The organism is Shewanella inventionis (genome assembly GCF_019931735.1).
GTDB lineage: Bacteria > Pseudomonadota > Gammaproteobacteria > Enterobacterales > Shewanellaceae > Shewanella > Shewanella inventionis.
Genome location: NZ_CP082926.1, coordinates 4,619,883 through 4,641,278, shown reverse-complemented (window position 1 = coordinate 4,641,278; position 21,396 = coordinate 4,619,883). Strand labels below are relative to the sequence as shown.

Genomic DNA, 21,396 nt, shown 5'->3' with positions numbered 1-21,396 from the left:
TACAAAAAAATGGGGGCTAAAAAGCCCCCTAATTGTATCTTTCGCAAGGAAGAATTAAATAATAAGCAGTAAAATAACCTAGCCGATTAAGCGAGTTACTTAACCGGGGCAGACTTCACAACAAACATCCACAGTAGATAAGAAATAATCCCAAATGTACTGAAAATGACAATCATTGAGAGTAAGCCTATAGGGTTACCAAACATTAAATCTAACCAAAATGCCATGTTCCTTATCCTCTTAAATTGTGAAGTCATGTTCATGCTAATGGCAAAAGCGACTTAAGATAATGATCTCGATCAATTATCAGAACTTAAGGGTTATCGATAATGTGTTTTTGATAGATGGCTCACATTATACCTAGTGTGTATCGATTAGGGGCACGGGTGAGTTTTGAGCAATCAGGTGATTTTTATAGAAAATAATGGGTAAACCCCTTGCCATTATTTAAAGCAAAGGTATAATCGCCCACACTTAATTGAGACAAATACAATTGAGTAATGTTGTGCCAGTGTGGTGAAATTGGTAGACACACGGGATTCAAAATCCCGCGCCCTTAAAAGCGTGCCGGTTCGAGTCCGGCCACTGGTACCAAAACAAAAAAACCGACTCTCAAGTCGGTTTTTTTGTTTTAAGAGCTAAGAGCTAAGAGCTGAAGGGATGTTGAACCCGAGACGGGATTCGCTTATTACAAAAGATGCCGCGCCCTTAAAAGCATGCCGGTTCGAGTCCGGCCGCTGGTACCAAAACTTTAAAACCGACTCTCAAGTCGGTTTTTTCGTTTTAAGAGCTAAGAGCTAAGCGATGAAGGGATGTTGAACCCGAGACGGGATCCGCTTATTACAAAAGATGCCACGCCCTTAAAAGCGTGCCGGTTCGAGTCCGGCCACTGGTACCAAAACTTTAAATCAGCCTATGTGCTGATTTTTTGTTTTATAAGCTAAAAAACTATTAGTTAAAGCTAAAAGCTAAGCGATAAAGGGATGTTGAACCCGAGACGGGATTCGCTTATTACAAAAGATGCCGCGCCCTTAAAAGCATGCCGGTTCGAGTCCGGCCGCTGGTACCAAAACTTTAAAACCGACTCTCAAGTCGGTTTTTTCGTTTTAAGAGCTAAGAGCTAAGCGATGAAGGGATGTTGAACCCGAGACGGGATTCGCTTATTACAAAAGATGCCGCGCCCTTAAAAGCGTGCCGGTTCGAGTCCGGCCACTGGTACCAAAACTTTAAATCAGCCTATGTGCTGATTTTTTGTTTTATAAGCTAAAAAACTATTAGTTAAAAGTTAAGAGCTAAGAGCTAAGCGATGAACGGATGTTGAACCCGTGACGGGATCCGCTTATTACAAAAGATGCCACGCCCTTAAAAGCGTGCCGGTTCGAGTCCGGCCACTGGTAGCAGAACGTTAAAGCTCTGTTCTTAATCGAACGGGGCTTTTTGGTTTGCAATTTATGATAAGTGTTGCGTATCACCAAGAGCTATTTGTTCCACCTGACGATTTTTAGTTTAAGAGATGGCATTATTGTTAACCTGCATGTCATTTAAACAATAGCTACGGTTCAGTATAGATCGGCTTAATGTACATCGTTAATTAGTTTCATTAATTTATTCCTTGTGTATGTTAGAGTTATATAAGTTGTATCATCATGATTAACATAAAAGGAATTGTATGAAATCCAGCATTTTTTTAATTACATTTATGACACTTAGCGGGTGTAGTCTTGAGCAATCAAGACAGTCTGAAATACAAACTATCCCAAATGAATCTCAAGTTGTGGCAGCATCATCTGAAGATGCATTAATAGTTAAGGCCAAAGGCGTAAAAGATCATAGTCAAACGATAAAAAGAATGTCTAAAAATGTCCAGTCCAAATATACGATTCAATTGAATCAGCAGAAATTCACAACTCAAAGTAAAGTCTTAAAGGCTAATCAAACTGTTTATAATATGGATATTAATCGTTATGGCAAAGTGAAAGGCTCAATTGTGGTTGTTACTAATGACTTGCCTAGTGAGTTGGAGTTGACTAACGATTTTAAGGTGTATCAAATTGCTGTTGATACATATAGATTATTGAGTCAATCAGGCGAGCTAGATTTGTATTATTGGTACAAATCATTTTCTGACTCTTCAGCATTTAGTGTAGTAGAGTTAGAAATTGATTACACACCGGCAAGTAATCAACTAATTTATTAGAAAATTCTATAAATTAATAATAAAAATGCCACAGCATCAGCTGTGGCATTTAATTTTGCTTGCTAAGTGATTACTTACGGCGACGAAGTGCTGTAATAGGTAGTAGCAATAAACCTAACCACCCTAAAGCACCGCCCGATGATTTCTTAGGTGGTTCAACTACAACTGGTGCAGGGATATCACTTACGGTTATGGCAACAGACGTCATAACATCTTCTGACCCATCATTAACGGTTAATGTAAACTCTAGTGTTTCAGAGCCTGAAGTAATTAATGGTGCAGTAAAGTTTAACTCAGCTGAATCAGCACCTGTTAATGTTGCAGTAGTCCCTGCTGTTTGTACCCACATGTAGGTCAATGTGTCAGTAGCATTTGCATCAATAGCAGTAGCGGTAAGGCTTACAGCTTCGCCTTCTTTGACTTCAGATGCACTAGATACAATAGATACATGTGGCAAACGATTTTCACATGCGTAAGTGTTTCCAGCTACTACATTAGAGAAAATGCTTGTTTGAGTGTTAGTGAAAGTAATGTCGTCAATATACCAACCAGCCGGGAATCCAAATACAGGATCTGGTACCACTGCTGAGTCAGTGGCAACGCGGAATCTAAATTGTACTTGGTTACCATTTAAGGTTTCACCGAAGTTTATCGTTTCCATACCATAGTTTACGCCAGAGAATGTGGCTCGTTCAGCAATTGCTGCTTCAGTATCGTCTAGGCCTGTATCTGTATAGCCATCGCCTTCAAATGTGCCACCAGCTTCGATTACATCAACCCATTCACCACCATTGATGCTGACTTCAACGACTGCACCATCAAAACCTGTTTCTAGGTTATATAAATGCCAAAAGCTGATGGTATAATCGCCTGCAAAACCAACTGTTGTTGCGCGAGTTTCATAAGATACATCTGATATGAAGCTATTGCCCGTTGCAGAAATAAGTCCATCAGACTCATCCCACTGATCTAAGCCAAAGGTGCCGTTGGCCATATCGCCGCCAGCCATGACATTCTCAGTAAAGTCTTTGAGTCTAGAAAGGGTGTTTAGGTCTTCATATTGAGTCGTACCGACTAATTCACGCTCTTCAAAGTCGACGTTAACAGTAGTTGAAAGCATGTACTCATTGCCTTCAATTCCATCCATTTCATCAGGTACAAATTTAAGGACTAGTTCATCACCAGTACCTGCATCATTTAAGGTAAATTCAATAGGTGCGCTTGTAGCACTACTAAATAGAGCTAAATTATCAAAGCTCACAGCGCCATCGTTAGCGAATGTCACATCGTGGTTGCTTTCAACAACAACTTGTCCAGTTAAACCGCTTAATGCTTCACTACCATTGTTTTGAACAGTAAAGCTTACTGTGCCAGTTTCGCCTTTATCGATAATATTATCTTTCGAGCAGAAACCTGACATTAAGCCTTCGTAGTTTGCATTCAAATCATGCGCTGTTACTGAATACGCAGAAAGTTCTGTTTCAAATGACTCTATAACACCAGCATGGTCAGTTGAGAAACGACTCGGTGATTGGGCGCCTAAGCCCATTCCGCGGCGAGCGAATGCGGCAAGAATAACCTTATAGTCTTCAACATCATTTGCATAAGCAGCAGCAAGCAGTGCATCACGACCTTCAGTAAAGGTTGGTGCCATAGGCATCATTTTATAACCGGCAACTAAGTAGTCTTTCATCAAGCTCTTAGCTTCGTCGAAAGTATGACGTTCATCGTTAACTAAACCGATAAATGAATCCCACAACATTGCGGCATAGACAGAACCTGAACCATGCACTTGTGGATTTCTCTCTACATAAGCAAAGGTCGATGGGTTAATGTCCATATTGGTTGAATATGGGAACTCACGTATACCTGTTACAAAGCTGGCTACATAAGTGGTATCACCGTAACCACCAGCATAATCTTCGTTACCTGTTACTAAGTTATCTGCAGCATCTGAGCCAAATAATAGTGCGTGGAAGTCACCAAAACCTTCACCCATAGAGCGTGCTTGATTACTGCTTAAACCTGAACCATTACCGACTAAACGGTTACTGATGTAGTGGCCCCATTCATGGGCAACAATGGCGTTATCCCAAGAACTGTCTTTAAAGTTACGCGTTAGGTCATTTTTAAACATTTCAATAGACACAGTTTCATTTGCGTCTAAAAGCGCATAAATAGCAGCGCCATCACTAAAGTTAATACCCATGCTTGGAATTGTGACGGTATCGTCAGCTCCGCCCATTGGTGCAGGGGTGCCATCATCAGTGTTGTTGGCAATAATCACCGCCAATGCGCCAGCATCTTGCGCATTTTTTACTTTTTGAGTGAAGTTACATGCGCCGCGATCGATAACGGCAATTTTACCTGTAATATCAGTGCCATTCACAGCCGTTTCACAGCCATCTCTGATTGGATCAGTACCATCTTCAATACGAACTAAATCGCCTGAAATCTCATAAACATCAGCACCAAAACTTGCAAATTGCACAACGTCTAGTAAACCGATTGCCGCATGTGAAGTGATAGTTAAACCATAATCAACGCCATTTTCAGCTTGAGTGGTTTCCCATAAATACATTTGCATGCGCGGAGAGGCACCATCAGCAGGAGTTGACATGTTAGCGTTATTAAATCCAGAGTTGTCTTGAACTTCTACATTTAACGGATCGCCTTCAACACCACCACGATCATAGTTTACTGCTTGGGCATTACCTGCAGCTTCATCAAAACCATGATCATAATAATCATTGTGTAAGTAGTTGTTCATGTAGAACAAGTTGACAATAGCGGCTTTGCGGTTGTTTATTGAATACTCAGGCTCGTTAACATTGTATACATAATCAAATGCGTTAGCGCTGGTGGTTTCGGCCTGGTAATCTCCATTAGTGAAGCCTTGAGGTGCTACAGCATCAACATAGGCATTCACATTGTTACCTGAAGTTGTAGTTGCATCATCAGTTAACCAAGGGTCCATAGTACTGATTGGTCCATAGCTTAAACCTACTAATGGTGCCTCTAAGTAAGGTGCGGTTAGATAAGCGTCAACATCGCTGCCTTCTGGTGCTGGCATAACATTACCGTGTGGACTATCCCAAGGTTTGCCGTCAGCATCAGCGTAAATACGGTAATCGAAATCTGCCGCATGGCTAGTTAAGTTCTGCTTAAACAGAATTTCGCCATTTTCGGCGGAAATAACATAACTGTAATATTCTGAATCGCGGGTATCTAATGAACCTGTTTCAATTTCAACATAGTGAGCTGCCACAATCTTGTTTTTATGTTCAAAAAAGACTTTTTTAGCGCGAGGTTCACCCACCAACACTTTATCATTATCAGTATTAGTAACATTATATGTTTCAAACTGCCCATTAGAAGGCTTAGCTGCAAGAGTGATTGTCTGACTATTACCCCCCATAGCTTTAAATGCAGCTCGAACCGAATTTGAAGCGTCACCAAATGCTGTGTCTACATTCTTGAAACTAGAAGATATGGATTTAGCGCTGTTTGTTGAAGTGAAATAACCAGAGGAAGCAACGAGATTTAACTCTCGATCCATCATAATATTATATTCACGATTAAATACTTCTACACCAGCAATAGCTTGTTTATATTTAGCGATAATCGGACCACGGCCCATATCATGAGTTTGAGCTAAAACTGCTTGAGCAATATTGCTTTTAGCAGATGATAAACCCGTTAATTTGGAAAGATAAAAATCAGCAGCATAGGCAGTTTGTTGATCAGGTTTTATGGCACTTAGATTGGGCTTGACTTGGTTATTGCCAGCCCATTGGAAAGTGGTTTTACCGAGTTGTTTGTCAAACTGGTTTCTCATACCGCTTTTGGTAGCAACATTTTCAATGGCGTTAAATTTCTTTTCCTGTTGTTCTTGGGAAAATGATTTATTGTTAGGGGCTTCTGCTAATTCTGTGCTTAAGGCTTTGAATGGCACTGCAGATAGTGTAGCGCTAGATACAAGCGCTGCAGATATGGCGATGGCTAGTTTTGTCTTCACAACTTCTTCCTTGTTATTAGACACCACTTAATTTGAGGTGGATCGCTCTAACACGATGATTATTAAGTGATGATGTTTATAGTTTAATCAATGTTATGCTGCATTCTATGATGCATTAATGCATTTGTATCACAATTAATTAACAAAAGTCACACCATTAATTAATAAAAAGGCAATTAAATGTTAACGGTTGGCGTGACTGGGGATATCCAAGGAGAAGTGATGATATGTTAAGGCTTAACCGCCCGTACAATAGGGTTTTGTAAGCTTATAAGTGTTTCAGTTGATTGGATTTCATCAATCGATTGAATACGATTTATCAATACATGCTGTAAACCATCGATAGATTGGCACATTACCTTTACAAAAACAGAGTAATTTCCGGTGGTATAATAGGCTTCTACCACTTCTTCTAAGGCATTTAACTTTGCGATTGCTGCTGGGTAATCACCCGCACTTTTTAAATTAATACCAATGAAGCAACATACATCATAACCCAAAGCTTTTGGATTAACAGTGATTTGTGCCCCCGTAATAATGCCTGCCTGTTTCATTTTTTCAACGCGCACGTGTATTGTACCTGCGCTCACATTAAAGCGTTTTGCAAGCTCAGCAAATGGTGTGCGAGCGTCTTGCATGAGTGCCGTAAGAATTTGGTTGTCTAAATCGTCGCGTTGAAATGAGCTATCCACAATGCTGAGCCTATCAGATCAATAATTGGGCATAAATTTACGACTTTCATTGCATAATAGCCAGTAAAATTATAAATGAAATTAATAATGTTTACTTTACCGATCCAAGTTATTGGATTGCTGTCGGCTCGATAAATTCTGCAGGTGAAGTGAAATGCATTTTTTGTTCAGTGTAAGGGTGAGTAATACTCAGCGCCGCAGCATGTAATAATAATCTTGGCGATAAACTTTTTGCCAGTGGATCAGCATAAAAACCATCACCTAATATTGGGTGGCCAAGCGCCATCATGTGCACTCGCAACTGATGCGACCTTCCTGTGATTGGGGTTAGTTTTACCAGAGTTGATTTGGCCCCATAGCTAATCACATCAACCAAGGTTGTCGACGGTTTACCGACGTTATGGTCGACTTTTTGTTTAGGTCGGTTTGGCCAATCACAAATAAGAGGCAAATCAACCTGGGTGATTTGTTTACTCATATGCCCAGCGACTCGCGCATAATAGGTTTTACTGGTTTGGCGATCGCGAAATTGCCGTTTTAACTCGCGCTCTGCACTGCGGCGAAGTGCAATCACAATAATACCTGATGTGGCCATATCCAACCGATGAACAATTTGAGCGTTAGGGTGCGCGGCTAAAACACGGGAATATACGCTGTCGTGATAAATCGCTTCTCTTCCCGGTACCGACAATAGCCCAGACGGCTTATCGATAACAATAATGTCTTTATCTTCATGAAGTATGTTTAGCCAAGGCGTGGTGGGTGGGTTGTAAATAAAGTCTGCCATTTTTGGGTCTCGTCAAGGCGTAATGTGTAGTTTAAACATGAAGTCAAATGCTACAGATGCTTGTTGCAATGGGCGGCAACGATACCGTTAGCCATCACGATGTGCAAGTGTTGCTTATCGATAAAAATGTTTCAGGTTGATTTAAGAAAATGCATGTCCATTCACGTGCATTATCGTAAATGTCCACACCACAAATGCTAATGGAATATGCACTAAGGCATAAAAACATTGGTCGAGACGCTGCATGCCTTTTGACAATAAAATGAGGTATAAATGCGCACCAATGGCGAAAGGGAATAATAAAAAGAGCGGGTATAATGCAAATGGACTGGCATCAGCAAAAATGGCATGGCTTAAAATAGCCCAAATCACCATTACAGCCGTTGTCATTGGTGGAAGTGCAATACGATATTGTTCTGGGTAAGGGAACATCCCATGTCCTTTTGGTTAACCTTTAATTTCTTTACGACTTTGAATCACTTTACGGTGCACAATTGAGTAATGGCGTAACCCAGCAGGCCCATGAGATACAATAACAGATAATAAAATAATAAAGATGACTAATTCAGATTTACACTGACTAATTTGAATAAATAATCCTAATAAGATGATCTTTAATAGCGTTAATATGCCTTTTAATTGGATAAGCCAACGCCAGTCACGAATGATTTCCCAACTCATCAACAACACACCAGAACAAATTGCGGCAAGCCAGTAGTTAAACCACAGTGATAAATCAAGATCAAACATAATCCCGCCGCCACTACCGACTACACCCACAATATGGATTGCTCTTAGCGAGGTTTTGCTGATCCGCTCTATCCAAAATCGTCCTTCTGACACGGGCATATTTTGTTTGTTTTTCATTGGTTATAGTCTTGGTTAAAAATAGATCCATATTATCAAGTAAGGCTAATATAAACAGTGATGCACCAACCAATTTTACCCTTTGCTCGTATCCTGCTTTTACTTAGCACGACACCTTCAGTTGAGTGAAAAATGCAACGTCAGATGGATCACAAATTGGTGTTTGTACTATGTGATACTGACGACAAGAACCATCAATTCACATACAATTACATTAATTTGTTGGATTTAAACCAACTATCCACGACTGATAATATTGGATACTTATGAGAATTGGATTTTTTAGTGCTAAGCCATACGACATTGTGCATTTCAATCGTACTAATCAACAATTTAATGTTGATATAGAATACTTTGACTACCGCTTATGTATGCAAAACGTCAAACTAGCAGAAGGTTATGAAGTGGTTTGCGCATTCGTTAATGATTCATTATGCGAAGAAGTATTAGTTGAGCTTGCTAAAGGCGGAACTAAAATTATTGCCATGCGCTGTGCAGGGTTCAACAATGTTGACCTTATTGCTGCAGAGCGTTTGGGCATGCAAGTGGTTAATGTACCTGCTTACTCACCTGAGTCAGTTGCAGAGCACTCAGTCGCATTAATGCTAACCTTAAATCGTAAAATCCATAAAGCCTACCAGCGCACTCGTGATGCAAACTTTGCCTTGTCTGGCTTAGTGGGTTTTAACATGTTTGGCAAAACGGTTGGGATAATCGGCACGGGTAAAATTGGCGTTGCCACGATTAAAATTTTACTGGGCTTTGGCTGTAAAGTGATTGCATTTGACCCATACCCAAATCAAGCCGTGCTCGATCTTGGGGTTGAGTATGTTGATTTAGATACCTTATATCCGCAATGTGACATCATTAGTTTGCATTGCCCATTAACTAAAGATAACCATCACTTACTCAATCAAACCTCATTTAATAAAATGAAACCAGGAGTGATGGTCATTAATACCAGTCGTGGTGGTTTACTTAACGCATTTGATGCAATGGAAGCCTTAAAAGAAGGCCATATTGGCTCACTCGGGCTTGATGTATACGAAAATGAGAAAGGACTTTTCTTTGAAGATAAATCGAGTGAAATTATTCAAGATGATGTGTTTCGCCGTTTATCAGCATGCCATAATGTGATTTTTACTGGTCATCAGGCATTTTTAACTGACGAGGCACTTAATGCTATTGCCACAACCACACTCACTAACGTGAGTAAGTTAATGTCTGGTCAGGTTTGTGGTAACGAATTGTTTTAATTAGCCAATGGCTTTTTTAAGAGTGACAATAAAACACTATGATAACTAAAACAGAAGTGCACGACATAGTAACCCCCACGGGCGTAATGCGCACAACCTTGTATCGCCCTGATATCAAAGGCCAATTTGCGACGATTATTTTTTACTCAGAAATATTTCAGCAAACGGCACCCATAGCTCGCTCAGCGGCTATTCTTGCCGGTCATGGTTTTGTGGTGTTGGTGCCAGAGGTGTTTCATGAGTTAAACCCCATTGGAACCGTGCTGGCTTACGATGATGCTGGTAAAGACAAAGGCAATGCAGACAAATGGGCCAAACCACTAGAGCAGCATGACACAGATACTCAAGCGTTAGTCGACTTTGCCCGTTCGCAGCCCTTTTGCTCAGATAAAGTGGGCGCAATGGGAGTGTGTATAGGGGGCCATTTGGCTTATCGCGCCGCATTAAATCCAGACATCAGTGGTGCGTTTTGTTTATATCCAACCGACATTCATTCTAATACTTTACCCTGCCAGGCGGGTAATGACTCTCTGACCCGTTCAGGTGATATAAAAGGTGAGTTGGTGATGGTGTTTGGTAAGCAAGACCCACACGTGAGTAAAGAAGGCCGTAAACTTATTTACCAACAACTTGAGCAAGTGAATGCTAACTTTACCTGGTTAGAGGTCAATGCCCAGCATGCCTTTATGCGTGACGAAGGTGAGCGTTATGACGCCGCATTAGCGTTACAAATGTATTTACAGGCTGTGGCGTTTTTTCATCGCTTGCTGAACTAATGTCAACGGCGGCAATGGCATAAATTCAAAAGGCGCTTAGGCGCCTTTTTAGTGTCTTTGGTTTATTTACGTTTGGGGATCACTCGTCGTGTGGTCGTTTTTGGGGGGATTTCTTTATCATTAGGGAGTTTAATCACCGCTTTTTGCAGCAATAAGCTATTAGGGTAGGTCATCACATCGCCTGAACCGCGTTTAATCAAAATATGAAACAGTGATATTTCGACTATCACCCCTGACATATCCTCATCTTTTTCAACAATACGAATGCGGTCACCTATGCGATAAGGGAACACAAAAAAGATCAGTACGCCAGCGGTTATGTTGCTCAATATTGACCATTGTGCAAACAAGGCTACACCCAACACGGCAAAAGCAGACGAAACAAAAAGGGACACTTCTTGGTATCCCAGCCCCAGCGAAACAGCCATGATCGATAAGGTCACAAAAAACATAAAGTATGAAATAAGTCGGATCACCATCCTACTGCGCACTTCATTAACTTGTTTTTTCTTTGCCTGCTGGCGGATCCAGTGGCTCATTTGACGTTGAGCAAAGATAAAAACAGCCAAATAAACAAAACACATTAACAACTGATTAAACATCTCGGTTTCCTGCAAGTAAAAATCAAGCCTATAAACGGGCTTGTGGTACTAACCTGGGTTACAATACGTTTTTATTGCTGGCTAAACATAAAGCCAAGCCTGCCATTGAGTGAAGTATGTCCGAGTATAAAGTATTGCATGTCGACAGTGATAGTTTTGGTGATTTTTGTGTACTCGATGATGGCAATTATCGTGTGTTATCGTTTGGCGATAATGATGAGCAAAGTAAACTCGATAAATCCCAGCCCTTTGTTCCTCAACACACTTATGTGCAGGCTATGTTGTCTGTGTTGTTATTCACTCAGCCTAAAAGTGTGATTATTTTAGGGTTAGGGGGCGGCGCTTTGGTTCACTCGCTTCGCCATGTGGATGCCGCCATTAAAATTACCGCAGTAGAATTACGTCAACGTGTTATTGAGGTAGCTAAAAAATTTTTTCAGTTACCCTTAAGTAAAAAGCTAACCTTAATCAATCAAGACGCTAACCTCTTTTTAGCGCAAGCTGAACATAAAAAAGTCGATGTGATTTTTGCTGATATTTACAGTAATAAAGGGGTCGATAAACAGCAGTTAACGGATTTATTTATTAATCAAAGTAAACAGTTAATAAAAGCTGATGGTTTTTTGGTGCTCAATTGCTGGAAAGAGCATAGCCGTGATCGTCATCTGCGTGACACGTTATATAGTCATTTTACTCACGTGTATGCTTGTTTAACGGGTGGGGGGAATTGGGTGATTTATGCCACAAATGGCAGCAATACTTTTGGCCAGGCTAACAATAAACAGGCCTTACAACACCTCTCGCAAAAACTCGATACTAATATTAGTCGGGTGTTAACCCGCTTTGGTGTGTGGGAATAGCGCGGCGATATTGAAATCGTCATGTACAGCTTTATTCATTAACAATAAGTTCAATATAAAAAACCGATTAAGGTGATAGCTTTTATCCGTTATACTTAATCCAACTCCATCGCTATTATGATTCACATCAGATGACGAGCAGCTTGTTCATCATCTCCGACACCACAAGGTTGTCGGGTTAACGTGAATCTTAATCCAATGGAGCATGACATGACACAATCTATCATTAACAGCACTATCAAGCCATTTAAAGCAACTGCATTTCACAACGGTTCATTCGTTGAAGTGACCGAGCAAGATTTACTTGGTAAGTGGTCGGTAGTGTTTTTCTACCCAGCTGACTTTACTTTCGTATGTCCTACCGAATTAGGTGACATGGCTGACAACTATGAAAAACTTCAGTCAATGGGCGTTGAAGTATATTCAGTGTCAACTGACACCCACTTCACTCACAAAGCGTGGCATGCAAGCTCAGAAACTATCGGTAAAATCACTTACCCAATGATTGGTGACCCAACAGGTACTATCACTCGCAACTTTGGCGTAATGATCGAAGAAGATGGTTTAGCACTTCGTGGTACATTTGTGATTAACCCAGAAGGCGAAATCAAAGTTGCTGAAATTCACGACCTAGGTATTGGCCGTAGCGCATCAGAACTTGTTCGTAAAATTCAAGCAGCACAATACGTTGCAAGCCATGACGGTGAAGTATGTCCAGCTAAATGGCAACCAGGTGAAGCAACACTAGCTCCTTCAATTGACCTAGTAGGTAAAATCTAACCAGCTAAGTTCACCCTTAGGTTAGTAATATCATCTCCAGTTAGTCGGTGCTCCCCCGGCGCCGACTAACACTTTCCACATTATTTAAATCTTCATTTTTTAGGAGTTGTTATGTTAGATGCGAATGTAAAAAATCAACTGAAAACCTATCTGCAAAACCTCAAGCGCCCAGTTGAACTTGTCGTGTCTGCAGATGACTCAAGCAAAGCAAAAGAGTTAACCAGTTTAGCGCAAGATATTGTTGATTCATCTGACTTGGTGTCGGTGACTTACCAGCAAGGTAAGCGCACACCCAGTATGAGTGTAATTAACCCACAAAATGGCAGCAACATTACGTTTGCCGGTTTACCAATGGGTCATGAATTTACTTCACTTGTACTTGCATTATTACACAGCGGCGGACACCCGTTGAAATTGGATGCGCAAGTGATTGAACAAATCCGCCAATTACCAGGTGAGTTTCACTTTGAAACCTATGTGTCATTAAGTTGCCAAACCTGTCCTGAAGTGATCCAGGCACTGAATATGATGGCAGCAATTAACCCCAATATTACTAACGTGATGATTGACGGTGCACTTTTCCAAGAAGAAGTCACCGAACGCAATATCATGTCAGTACCATCAGTATTTTTGAACGGCGAAGCCTTCTCTGTTGGCGCCATAAGCGTTGTTGAAGTACTGAATAAGTTAGACAAAAATGCCGCTGGCAGACAAGCTGAGCTATTAAATCAAAAGTCAGCATTTGATGTGCTAGTGGTTGGTGGCGGCCCAGCGGGCGCAGCCGCAGCGATTTACTCGGCTCGTAAGGGCTTAAACACAGGTATTGTTGCCGATAAGTTTGGTGGCCAAGTGGCAGAAACCGTCGGTATTGAAAACTTTATCTCTGTGTCTAAAACAGAAGGCCCTAAATTGGTCGCCAATTTAGAAGCTCACGTACGTGATTACGATGTCGATATCATGCCTAACCAGCGCGCATTAAGCCTAACAAAAAATGGTCTATTTGATGTGACGTTAGAAAGCGGTGCAACCTTAAGCAGTAAAACAGTATTGTTGGCAACCGGTGCGCGTTGGAGAGAAATGAACGTGCCTGGCGAAAAAGAATATCGCGGTAAAGGTGTTGCGTACTGTCCACACTGTGACGGCCCATTATTTAAAGGCAAGCGTGTTGCCGTTATTGGTGGTGGTAACTCAGGTATTGAAGCCGCAATTGACCTAGCAAACATTGTTGAACATGTGACCGTACTTGAGTTTGACAGCAAGTTACGAGCAGATGAAGTGTTACAACGTAAAGCTAAATCAATGGGTAATATTACAATTATTACTCAAGCGCAAACTACCGAAGTCAAAGGCGATGGTACTCGTGTTAGCAGTTTGGTTTATACCGACCGTGCTAGCGGCGAAAGTAAAGAAGTTATCTTAGCCGGTATCTTTGTGCAAATTGGCTTAGTGCCAAACACCGAATGGTTAAAAGGTGTGGTTGATATGACACCTCGCGGCGAGATTATCGTTGATGAGCGCGGTCAAACATCAATTCCAGGCGTGTTTGCTGCAGGTGATGTGACACACACACCTTACAAGCAAATCATTATCGCCATGGGCAGCGGTGCAACCGCATCTCTTGGGGCGTTTGATTACTTAATCAGACACTCAGAAGAAACAGATGTAAAAGCAGCTTAATCACCTAATATAGCTGTTGCTATTATCAATGCCGTTCATATCAATGAGCGGCATTTTGTTATATTTTCCCCGCACTAAGTGATTTCTCTATCCTCTTTTTACGCGCTAATTGCGCACTATCACAGCAATCGCTCTTAATCTGCGTAATGTTAAGCGTCACTTTTTATTGAAATAGCGTATTATCAAGGCAATTTTTTAGCTGAAAATTGCCTCAAGACTGTGTTTGTTTTACTTTAATCAACAGACTCGGTTGCTCAGCACAATTTCGCTTATTTTTCACTGTAATGTGAGCTGTTTGGAAAAGGATTATCATGCCAAGCTTGATTAGAATCGTATTAATTAATACTCACCTGCCAGGTGTGGTCGAACTACTATTAAATGGCCATACCAACATTTGTGGCACCAATGCATCAGGTAAAACGACCTTACAGCGCCTAGTGCCGGTATTTTATGGTGAATACCCAAGCCGTGTGGTGCCATCAACTCGTGACAGTTTTGAGCGTTGGTATTTACCGCACGATTCTAGTTACATTATTTATGAATATGAAAAAGATGACGGCTTATTGTATCAAGCTGTTTTAGCGTCAGCGGGTGACGGTAAAGGGGTCAATTACCGCTTTATTGCTCGTGGTTTTGAGCTTGAGGATTACATTAAATCCCGTAATGGTGACACCATTATTTGCCATTCAATGGCCGAGCTTGGCCGCGAAGTAAAACGCGAAGGCATAGCGCACACTAACTTACTTAATACACGTGAGTTTCGCGCCATTATTCAAAATGATCGCAGTTTACTTAATACTGGCAGTAATCGAAACGAGCTACGCACTTATGCGCGTCAGTTCTCGTTATGTGATGGCGAACACAGCCTGCGCCACATTGAAAAGCTGGCTAAAGCGGTGCATTCAAAAGAAGGCAAAATGGAAACGGTCAAATCGATGATCGCCGCCATTTTAGAAGAAGACGGAGTAAACCCGCCAACCTCACGCCTTAATCCTCAGCGAGTAGAAACCTGGATCCGCGAAAGCCAGCTAGTGCAAGGTTTTGAGCAAATTCGTCCAGAATACGACAAGCTTGAGCAAGAGTTTAACCAACTACTGAGCGCCGAATTACGCCTGTCTAGTTTATCGCGCGGCTACCGCAATGATGAAACGTTAGAAGCCGAGCGCCAAGATCGTAACCAAACATTAGGTAAAGAATTAAACCTAAAACTGCGTTTACTTGACGATGAGTGGAAAGACATTCGTGATGAGCTTAACCAGGAGTTGTCTGCGGCAAAAGGCGATGTTGGCAAATTTGAATATGAGTTAGATGCCATAGAAGATCAGCACGCTGCGTTTTTAGATGCCGACATTGAGCAGGCTAAAGCGGATTTAGACAATTTGCCAAACTGGCGCAGTGACGTTGAAAACCTTAATGAACGCCACAAACTGCAAACTGAAAAACACCAAGATATTGAAGCCGCGTTTAACGCTCGTCGCAGTAAAATTGCCGAGCAACTTCACCGTGAGCTTGAGTCGCTACATACCGAACAAGACACTCAACGTGAAGCTCGTGATAAACAGCGTGAGCTAGCCAGTGACGATTTAGCTAAATTAGAGCAGCAATGGCGCGAACAAACCGATGCAGGTAAAGCTAAATTTAGTGAACAAGAATATCAACTTAAGTTACAGGCGGTAGAGCTAAAGCACCAGGTGGATGGTGTGAGTTACACCGAAGATGAAAAAATGCGTTTGGCGATTTTTGATGAACGCATCAGCCTCGCCGACGAAGAGCAAGAAACCTGCAATGCAAAAGTGGAGCGGTTAACTACCGAAGAGCGTAAGCAGCGGGCTAAACGCGATCAAGCCAACGAAGCACTTCGTTTGGCCAGTATTCGTGTTAATGAACGCGAAAACGCCAAAGAAGAATTGCATCACATGCTATTCCCGCAGTCGCATACACTGTTGGAGTTTTTGCGCAAAGAAGCCCAAGGTTGGGAGCAATCATTTGGTAAGGTTATCGCGCCTGAGTTGTTGCACCGTAGCGACTTACATCCAAGCCTAACCAAAGACAGTAGCGATAGTTTATTTGGTGTTCATTTAGATCTTAAGGCCATCGATGTGCCAGAATACGCGGCAACAGAGCAAGATTTGCGTATTCGCTTTGCTAAAGCCGAGGAGGCATTACAAAGCGCCCAAGAAATGCATGCAGAAGCAGAAGATCAGCTCGTTGCGATGAATGCAGCATTAGATGCTATCACCCGCGAACTCACCTTTGCCCGCACCGCTTACAAAAATAGCCGTGAAGATTTACGCCGTTTATTAGATGAAAAACGCAGTGAACAGCAAAAAATAAACCAGGCCGTTGCTGATCGTAAAACCGAATCAAGTAAACGCTTAGTCCAGCTTGATAACGAATTAAAGCAGTTACACAACCAACATCTTGAGTGGCTAGCTGAGCAAAAAGACCAGGCGCTAGAAGCACGCATGGACAAAAATGCTTACTGGCAAGAAGTGGTTGGCGCTATCGACAATCAACTTGGGCAAATTAAAGCCAATATTGAGCAGCGCCGTACTAACGCTAAAACAGAGCAAAAAGCTTGCGAAACCTGGTACAAAAATGAGCTGAAATCTCGCGGTGTCGACGAAGGCACTATTTTAGCCCTTAAAAAGCAAATTCGTGAACTTGAGGCAAAAATAAGTCAGGCAGAACAACGCCGTAGCGAGGTGTTACGTTATGACGATTGGTACCAACATACCTGGTTAGTGCGTAAACCTAAATTGCAAGCACAACTGGCAGACGTTAAACGGGCCACACTTGAGCTTGAGCAGCAATTAACAGCCAAAACCGCCGAAATAAAACAAAGGCGCACCAACCTCGAAACTGAGCGCAAAGCTTGTGATGCCGCCCAGGTTGAAGCATCTGAAAACCTCACTAAATTGCGTGCTGTGATGCGTAAATTGGCCGAGCTTAAATTACCGCCCAATAGCGATGAAGCCATGGGTAGCATTGGCGAGCGCCTGCGCCAAGGCGAAGACTTGTTACTAAAACGTGACTATTTAATGGGGTCGGTAAAACAATATGTTGAGCATTTCGACTCTGTTATTGCCAGTAAATCGGGCTCAAGTTTGGCTGAGTTCTGGGAGCGCGCGCGTGACGAGTCTAGCTTTGTTAACGATAAGGGCATTCGCCTACTCGACTACCGTAAGCTAGTGCCACAGCTTGAGCAATTACTCAATGTGATGGTGCCGCAATCACTAATGGCGATCCGCGAACAAGGGCGTATTTTTGGTATCGACTTAACTGCGTTTTACGACGTATTAACCGACATCGACCGCCGCATTGCCAGCCAAAGTGCGCGCATTACCCGTGAAGTGGGTGAAGAGTTGTTCCTCGATGGCGTATCTGAATCTGCTGTACGCATTCGCTCACGTATCAGTGAACTCGAGTTTTGGCCTGAGCTTGAAGTGTTTGTAAAAGCCTTTAAAGCATGGAAAGCAGACGGCTTTAGCCAATTACCAGACGAGCATTACACTAACTCAATGCGCCGTGCCTTAGATATTATTGGCCGCGCGGCATTAACCGGTGGCATCGCCAAACTATTAGAAATTGAATTGCGCCTAAAAGAGGGCAACAGCGATTTGATTATCCGCACCGACCGCCAGCTAAATGAATCCTCTAGCCACGGTATGGCGTACCTGATTTTATGTAAGTTCTTACTAGCATTTACCCGTTTATTGCGTGGTAAAGCTCATGTGACCATTCATTGGCCTATTGATGAACTTGGCACCTTACATCACACCAACGTGAAGAAGATTTTTGATGCCTGTGAAAACAACAATATTAGCGTGTTAGGAGCATTCCCGAACCCAGAATCTGAAGTGCTTAACTTATTTGCTAACCGCTACATTATTAACAAACAAACCAAAAAACTGCAGGTGGTTAAACCTAAAACCAACCCTCTTGCAGAGCGACTGTCACAACGAAATGCTGAAACTACTCATCCCACAACGGCTAAGGAGCAAAGTTAATGTCAGACTCAAATGAAACAACCTTAGTGGGAACAAGTGCCTTAATCGAACAGTTGTTGCGTGGTGAGTTTATTTGCCGAGTGACCAATGAAGACGGCTGGCGCGCGCTAAAAAACAACAGCACCCGCGAGCGAATAGAAACTTACTTAAATCAAATTAACCGCACTTTAGCCAGCGCAGGTGAAGGTGAAGTGTTCTTTTGTGGCTATTTACAGCTTGGCGATGCCGAGCGCAAAGTGATTTCATCGCAGTTTAAAGATATATGCTCTGCGTTAATACCGCTGGTGGAATGGTTAGTGTTAGTGCAAGAGGCCAGCGGCCAAGATGCGCCATTAAGCGAAGGTGTACCGATCCGCTTAACTGATTTACAAGCTCGAATCGAAGATACTCCAGCCTTTAGAGAACAACTGACAAAGCTTAGCCAGTATCGTTTATTTGGCTCCAGCAGCAGCAATGTCGATGGCCAAATTAAGCTAGTGTTTAAGCGCTTAGTTGAGCTGGGCTATTTGACTAAACCTAATAGTGAAAAACAAATTTACATCGCCACCGGCAAGCTTGATTACCTATATGAAGTGATCCGTTTTATTGACGAAACCGAAGGCCTAAGCCTTGAGGCGCAAGCTGAAACTGCGACCCAAAGGGAGTTAATATGAGCAGCAACTTACACCAGGCCGGGGTAAAGCTGCTCAAACAACTCGGGCGGCATGCCGATGTGATCATGGATGCTTATTTAGCGGGGTCGATAAACGACACCGCCCATGATGCAGGCGTGATTGAAAAACTCAAAAAAAGCGGCATTTTGTGGCGACCAGAGCCAGACCAAGAGCTGCGTTTAAAGCGCTCAGTCAGGGCGTTGCTTGAAGAGGCCTTAAGCGATGAGCGTAATCGCCAAATTGACTCTAACGTTGGCTCGTCTTTAGCCACCATAAAAACCCTGGCCGATCACTATAAAGAGGCGCGTCATAATATTGATCACAGCGCAGCAGAAGCTTATTTAGCGGACCTAAACGAACACGTTTACAGCTTTACCGACAGCCTGCGATATTCGATTAGGGTGTTATGGGGCCGCATTAATAACGAGTTTGGTTATGTCGGGACTATCAGTGCCAAAATTCGCGAAAACGAATTAGCGCAAAGCCAGGTGTCAGACTTGCTCAATGGCCTCGAGATGTTCCAGTTTAGTGAGCTGGGTGACATTGCCGGTGACATCCGCGAGCTGCGCCGTTTATTAATGACCAGCCTACAAGAAACCCTAAGCCAATGTACTCAAGAGCTGAGTATTGTGCAGGGTAGGTTATATGAGTTATTAGGCCGCTTTAGGCAAATTCAAGGCCGTACACGGTTACTCAAAGGCTGGTTGCTGCACACCGACATGCACCCAGACTATCAAGTCGATAATCATGTTGGTCATAAACAGATCCCGAGTTTATTTAATTGTGCTGAGGCCCTGTTGGCGCCAGCCAGTGTTGATGTGAGTAACCCACATCATGAGCTGGAGCTAATGAGTATAGTGGCACAAGTGAAAGCCATTAGCCGTGATGCATTACCGCACATTGCACGTGAGCAAAACGTTACCTTTGAAATGGGCGACATTGAAGACTTTGATATTCCTGAAAACCCACTCAAAATTGCCGTGGATGAATATTTCTGTGAGGTGATTGATTCTGGTTTGCGTCAATCAGCATTGAGTTATTTAACCGAAAAACAATTACAGTGGGATGCCGAAAGTTGGTTATACCAAGTGATTGGTGGCTATGAAGGTTTGGCCGATGAGCATAAAAATTACTTTGAGTTAGAACCAATAGGCAAACCCGATCCTGTGTATAACGGTAATTTTATTATTCATGATGTTGAGTTATGGCTAGCTTAAGCCAGAGTCAATTACAGATATTGGCCCGCGCGGCAAAGCAACAATTGCCGCGCGTGGCTTTTAATGCAAGTTGGAAAAAACTCTATCAGATATGGCAAATCGGTGAGCCGGATGGCGCTGAAAAATACCTGTATTTAACCAGTAAAGATTACGCATTACTGCGAAAAATGGCGCAGATTGGCTCAGGGTTAGACATTTTATCGCTTGATTTTGATGTGCCTAGAGATCAAATGGCGCAGCAAAGCGCCAATGAAAAATACGCTAATATCAACCCAGAGGCCGATTATGTGCTCATTAAGCTTGCTCCGCAGCTCGCTAGGTACATTATGGGGGATGCAATACCCCATATTTTGAGTGCACAACACAGCGCATTGCGATTAAAAGTCGATACCGCTGTCGCGCTATGTCAACAGCTTAAACTCTCACACCTTATTGTGGTCGAAAACCTCGACAGTTTTGACAATCTATTTGCTTATTCATTTACACCCGAGTTACAACCAATCATCGATAGTTGCATGGTGTTGTATCGTGGCAGTCATGACTATTCACCCGCAGGAAGAAAGCGCTTTTTACGTTTAATAGAGCCGATGAACATAAATGTGATTGCCTTTACCGATCTAGATCCTGCTGGGCTAATGATTGCGAATACCTTAAATGGGTGCCGGAGCATGATAGTGCCACAACAAGCACTTTCTTCACCGAATGAGCTGCTTGCGATTAGCCAAATCAATTTAGTCGCAGACTTTAATAAACAACACAAACAACTTACTTATTTAAAGAATGTCTCATCGCCAACGGCTGAAAATGCAGCAGCATACACGGCCCAATGGTTAACGTTAGTCAATTGGATTAGCCATCATAGTGTGAGTATCAAACAGCAGCATATGTTGGCAAAATCATTATCATTGAGTTTGCTTAGCATCAAGTTGTAACCCTCATCTGTTGCGATGCACTGGTTTCCCTGTGGCTTGCGCCCTTGTGAATGCCATGTGGCAATTCAATAA

Annotated in this window: 17 protein-coding genes and 1 tRNA gene; 11 read left to right on the top strand and 7 right to left on the bottom strand. The window is 42.4% G+C overall.

Features of this window, described 5'->3' with window-relative positions; genetic code table 11:
• Positions 1-95 precede the first annotated feature (95 nt).
• Positions 96-227, bottom strand: coding sequence for a DUF3149 domain-containing protein (locus tag K8B83_RS20810; protein WP_188738389.1), 132 nt, complete (start codon positions 225-227; stop codon positions 96-98).
• A 280-nt stretch (positions 228-507) separates the two neighbouring features.
• Between K8B83_RS20810 and K8B83_RS20805 the strand changes: the two genes are divergently transcribed.
• Both K8B83_RS20805 and K8B83_RS20800 read left to right on the top strand, forming a co-directional pair.
• Positions 508-594, top strand: a tRNA-Leu gene (locus K8B83_RS20805).
• Between the two features lie 1,075 nt (positions 595-1,669).
• Positions 1,670-2,197 (top strand): hypothetical protein, encoded by a 528-nt coding sequence (locus tag K8B83_RS20800; protein WP_188738387.1) that lies wholly within the window; start codon positions 1,670-1,672, stop codon positions 2,195-2,197.
• Between the two features lie 70 nt (positions 2,198-2,267).
• On the opposite strand, the gene K8B83_RS20795 is transcribed toward K8B83_RS20800, so the two are convergent.
• The 5 genes from K8B83_RS20795 to K8B83_RS20775 all read right to left on the bottom strand — a co-directional run bounded on the left by K8B83_RS20795 (position 2,268) and on the right by K8B83_RS20775 (position 8,561).
• Positions 2,268-6,215, bottom strand: coding sequence for a rhombosortase-dependent M36 family metallopeptidase (locus K8B83_RS20795; protein WP_188738385.1), 3,948 nt, complete (start codon positions 6,213-6,215; stop codon positions 2,268-2,270).
• A gap of 230 nt (positions 6,216-6,445) precedes the next feature.
• Complete coding sequence (asnC, locus tag K8B83_RS20790; protein ID WP_188738383.1) at positions 6,446-6,907, bottom strand: transcriptional regulator AsnC; 462 nt, start codon at positions 6,905-6,907, stop codon at positions 6,446-6,448.
• Positions 6,908-7,016: 109 nt separating this feature from the next.
• Complete coding sequence (gene rluA / locus K8B83_RS20785; RefSeq protein ID WP_188738381.1) at positions 7,017-7,694, bottom strand: bifunctional tRNA pseudouridine(32) synthase/23S rRNA pseudouridine(746) synthase RluA; 678 nt, start codon at positions 7,692-7,694, stop codon at positions 7,017-7,019.
• Positions 7,695-7,835: 141 nt separating this feature from the next.
• The gene (locus K8B83_RS20780; RefSeq protein WP_188738379.1) at positions 7,836-8,126 is read right to left on the bottom strand and encodes a hypothetical protein; all 291 of its coding nucleotides are present in this window, start codon (positions 8,124-8,126) and stop codon (positions 7,836-7,838) included.
• A gap of 15 nt (positions 8,127-8,141) precedes the next feature.
• The gene (locus K8B83_RS20775) at positions 8,142-8,561 is read right to left on the bottom strand and encodes a hypothetical protein (RefSeq protein WP_188738377.1); all 420 of its coding nucleotides are present in this window, start codon (positions 8,559-8,561) and stop codon (positions 8,142-8,144) included.
• Positions 8,562-8,827: 266 nt separating this feature from the next.
• Between K8B83_RS20775 and K8B83_RS20770 the strand changes: the two genes are divergently transcribed.
• Entirely contained in the window at positions 8,828-9,817 is a 990-nt protein-coding gene (locus K8B83_RS20770) for a 2-hydroxyacid dehydrogenase (protein ID WP_188738355.1), read from the top strand.
• A gap of 38 nt (positions 9,818-9,855) precedes the next feature.
• Entirely contained in the window at positions 9,856-10,593 is a 738-nt protein-coding gene (locus K8B83_RS20765) for a dienelactone hydrolase family protein (protein WP_188738353.1), read from the top strand.
• Between the two features lie 62 nt (positions 10,594-10,655).
• On the opposite strand, the gene K8B83_RS20760 is transcribed toward K8B83_RS20765, so the two are convergent.
• A complete protein-coding gene (locus tag K8B83_RS20760; RefSeq protein WP_188738351.1) occupies positions 10,656-11,195 on the bottom strand; it encodes a mechanosensitive ion channel domain-containing protein in 540 nt (179 codons plus the stop codon).
• 116 nt (positions 11,196-11,311) lie between these two features.
• Between K8B83_RS20760 and K8B83_RS20755 the strand changes: the two genes are divergently transcribed.
• The 7 genes from K8B83_RS20755 (at position 11,312) to K8B83_RS20725 (ending at position 21,324) form a co-directional block, all read left to right on the top strand.
• A complete protein-coding gene (locus K8B83_RS20755; RefSeq protein WP_188738348.1) occupies positions 11,312-12,055 on the top strand; it encodes a spermidine synthase in 744 nt (247 codons plus the stop codon).
• A 210-nt stretch (positions 12,056-12,265) separates the two neighbouring features.
• Entirely contained in the window at positions 12,266-12,835 is a 570-nt protein-coding gene (gene ahpC / locus K8B83_RS20750) for an alkyl hydroperoxide reductase subunit C (protein WP_188738347.1), read from the top strand.
• Positions 12,836-12,946: 111 nt separating this feature from the next.
• Positions 12,947-14,512 carry an alkyl hydroperoxide reductase subunit F gene (ahpF, locus tag K8B83_RS20745; protein WP_188738345.1) on the top strand — a complete coding sequence of 522 codons (1,566 nt, stop codon included), beginning with the start codon at positions 12,947-12,949 and terminating at the stop codon, positions 14,510-14,512.
• 311 nt (positions 14,513-14,823) lie between these two features.
• The gene (locus tag K8B83_RS20740) at positions 14,824-18,522 is read left to right on the top strand and encodes an ATP-binding protein (RefSeq protein WP_188738343.1); all 3,699 of its coding nucleotides are present in this window, start codon (positions 14,824-14,826) and stop codon (positions 18,520-18,522) included.
• Positions 18,522-19,175 (top strand): condensin complex protein MksE, encoded by a 654-nt coding sequence (locus tag K8B83_RS20735; RefSeq protein ID WP_188738341.1) that lies wholly within the window; start codon positions 18,522-18,524, stop codon positions 19,173-19,175. The genes K8B83_RS20740 and K8B83_RS20735 overlap by 1 nt, the downstream gene beginning before the upstream one ends.
• Positions 19,172-20,392, top strand: a complete 1,221-nt coding sequence (locus tag K8B83_RS20730; protein ID WP_188738339.1) for a phosphoenolpyruvate carboxylase — start codon at positions 19,172-19,174, stop codon at positions 20,390-20,392. The genes K8B83_RS20735 and K8B83_RS20730 overlap by 4 nt, the downstream gene beginning before the upstream one ends.
• Positions 20,380-21,324: a DUF7281 domain-containing protein gene (locus tag K8B83_RS20725; RefSeq protein ID WP_188738337.1), complete on the top strand. Its 945-nt coding sequence runs from the start codon at positions 20,380-20,382 to the stop codon at positions 21,322-21,324. Before K8B83_RS20730 ends, K8B83_RS20725 begins: the two co-directional genes overlap by 13 nt.
• Positions 21,325-21,396 lie beyond the last annotated feature (72 nt).

What these genes read in the sequence shown, in the direction of transcription:
- K8B83_RS20810 (WP_188738389.1), bottom strand. Translation starts at nt 227, where the DNA reads ATGGCATTTTGGTTAGATTTAATGTTTGGTAACCCTATAGGCTTACTC.
- K8B83_RS20800 (WP_188738387.1), top strand. Translation starts at nt 1,670, where the DNA reads ATGAAATCCAGCATTTTTTTAATTACATTTATGACACTTAGCGGGTGT.
- rluA (WP_188738381.1), bottom strand. Translation starts at nt 7,694, where the DNA reads ATGGCAGACTTTATTTACAACCCACCCACCACGCCTTGGCTAAACATA.
- K8B83_RS20780 (WP_188738379.1), bottom strand. Translation starts at nt 8,126, where the DNA reads ATGTTCCCTTACCCAGAACAATATCGTATTGCACTTCCACCAATGACA.
- K8B83_RS20775 (WP_188738377.1), bottom strand. Translation starts at nt 8,561, where the DNA reads ATGAAAAACAAACAAAATATGCCCGTGTCAGAAGGACGATTTTGGATA.
- K8B83_RS20770 (WP_188738355.1), top strand. Translation starts at nt 8,828, where the DNA reads ATGAGAATTGGATTTTTTAGTGCTAAGCCATACGACATTGTGCATTTC.
- K8B83_RS20765 (WP_188738353.1), top strand. Translation starts at nt 9,856, where the DNA reads ATGATAACTAAAACAGAAGTGCACGACATAGTAACCCCCACGGGCGTA.
- K8B83_RS20760 (WP_188738351.1), bottom strand. Translation starts at nt 11,195, where the DNA reads ATGTTTAATCAGTTGTTAATGTGTTTTGTTTATTTGGCTGTTTTTATC.
- K8B83_RS20755 (WP_188738348.1), top strand. Translation starts at nt 11,312, where the DNA reads ATGTCCGAGTATAAAGTATTGCATGTCGACAGTGATAGTTTTGGTGAT.
- ahpC (WP_188738347.1), top strand. Translation starts at nt 12,266, where the DNA reads ATGACACAATCTATCATTAACAGCACTATCAAGCCATTTAAAGCAACT.
- ahpF (WP_188738345.1), top strand. Translation starts at nt 12,947, where the DNA reads ATGTTAGATGCGAATGTAAAAAATCAACTGAAAACCTATCTGCAAAAC.
- K8B83_RS20740 (WP_188738343.1), top strand. Translation starts at nt 14,824, where the DNA reads ATGCCAAGCTTGATTAGAATCGTATTAATTAATACTCACCTGCCAGGT.
- K8B83_RS20735 (WP_188738341.1), top strand. Translation starts at nt 18,522, where the DNA reads ATGTCAGACTCAAATGAAACAACCTTAGTGGGAACAAGTGCCTTAATC.
- K8B83_RS20730 (WP_188738339.1), top strand. Translation starts at nt 19,172, where the DNA reads ATGAGCAGCAACTTACACCAGGCCGGGGTAAAGCTGCTCAAACAACTC.
- K8B83_RS20725 (WP_188738337.1), top strand. Translation starts at nt 20,380, where the DNA reads ATGGCTAGCTTAAGCCAGAGTCAATTACAGATATTGGCCCGCGCGGCA.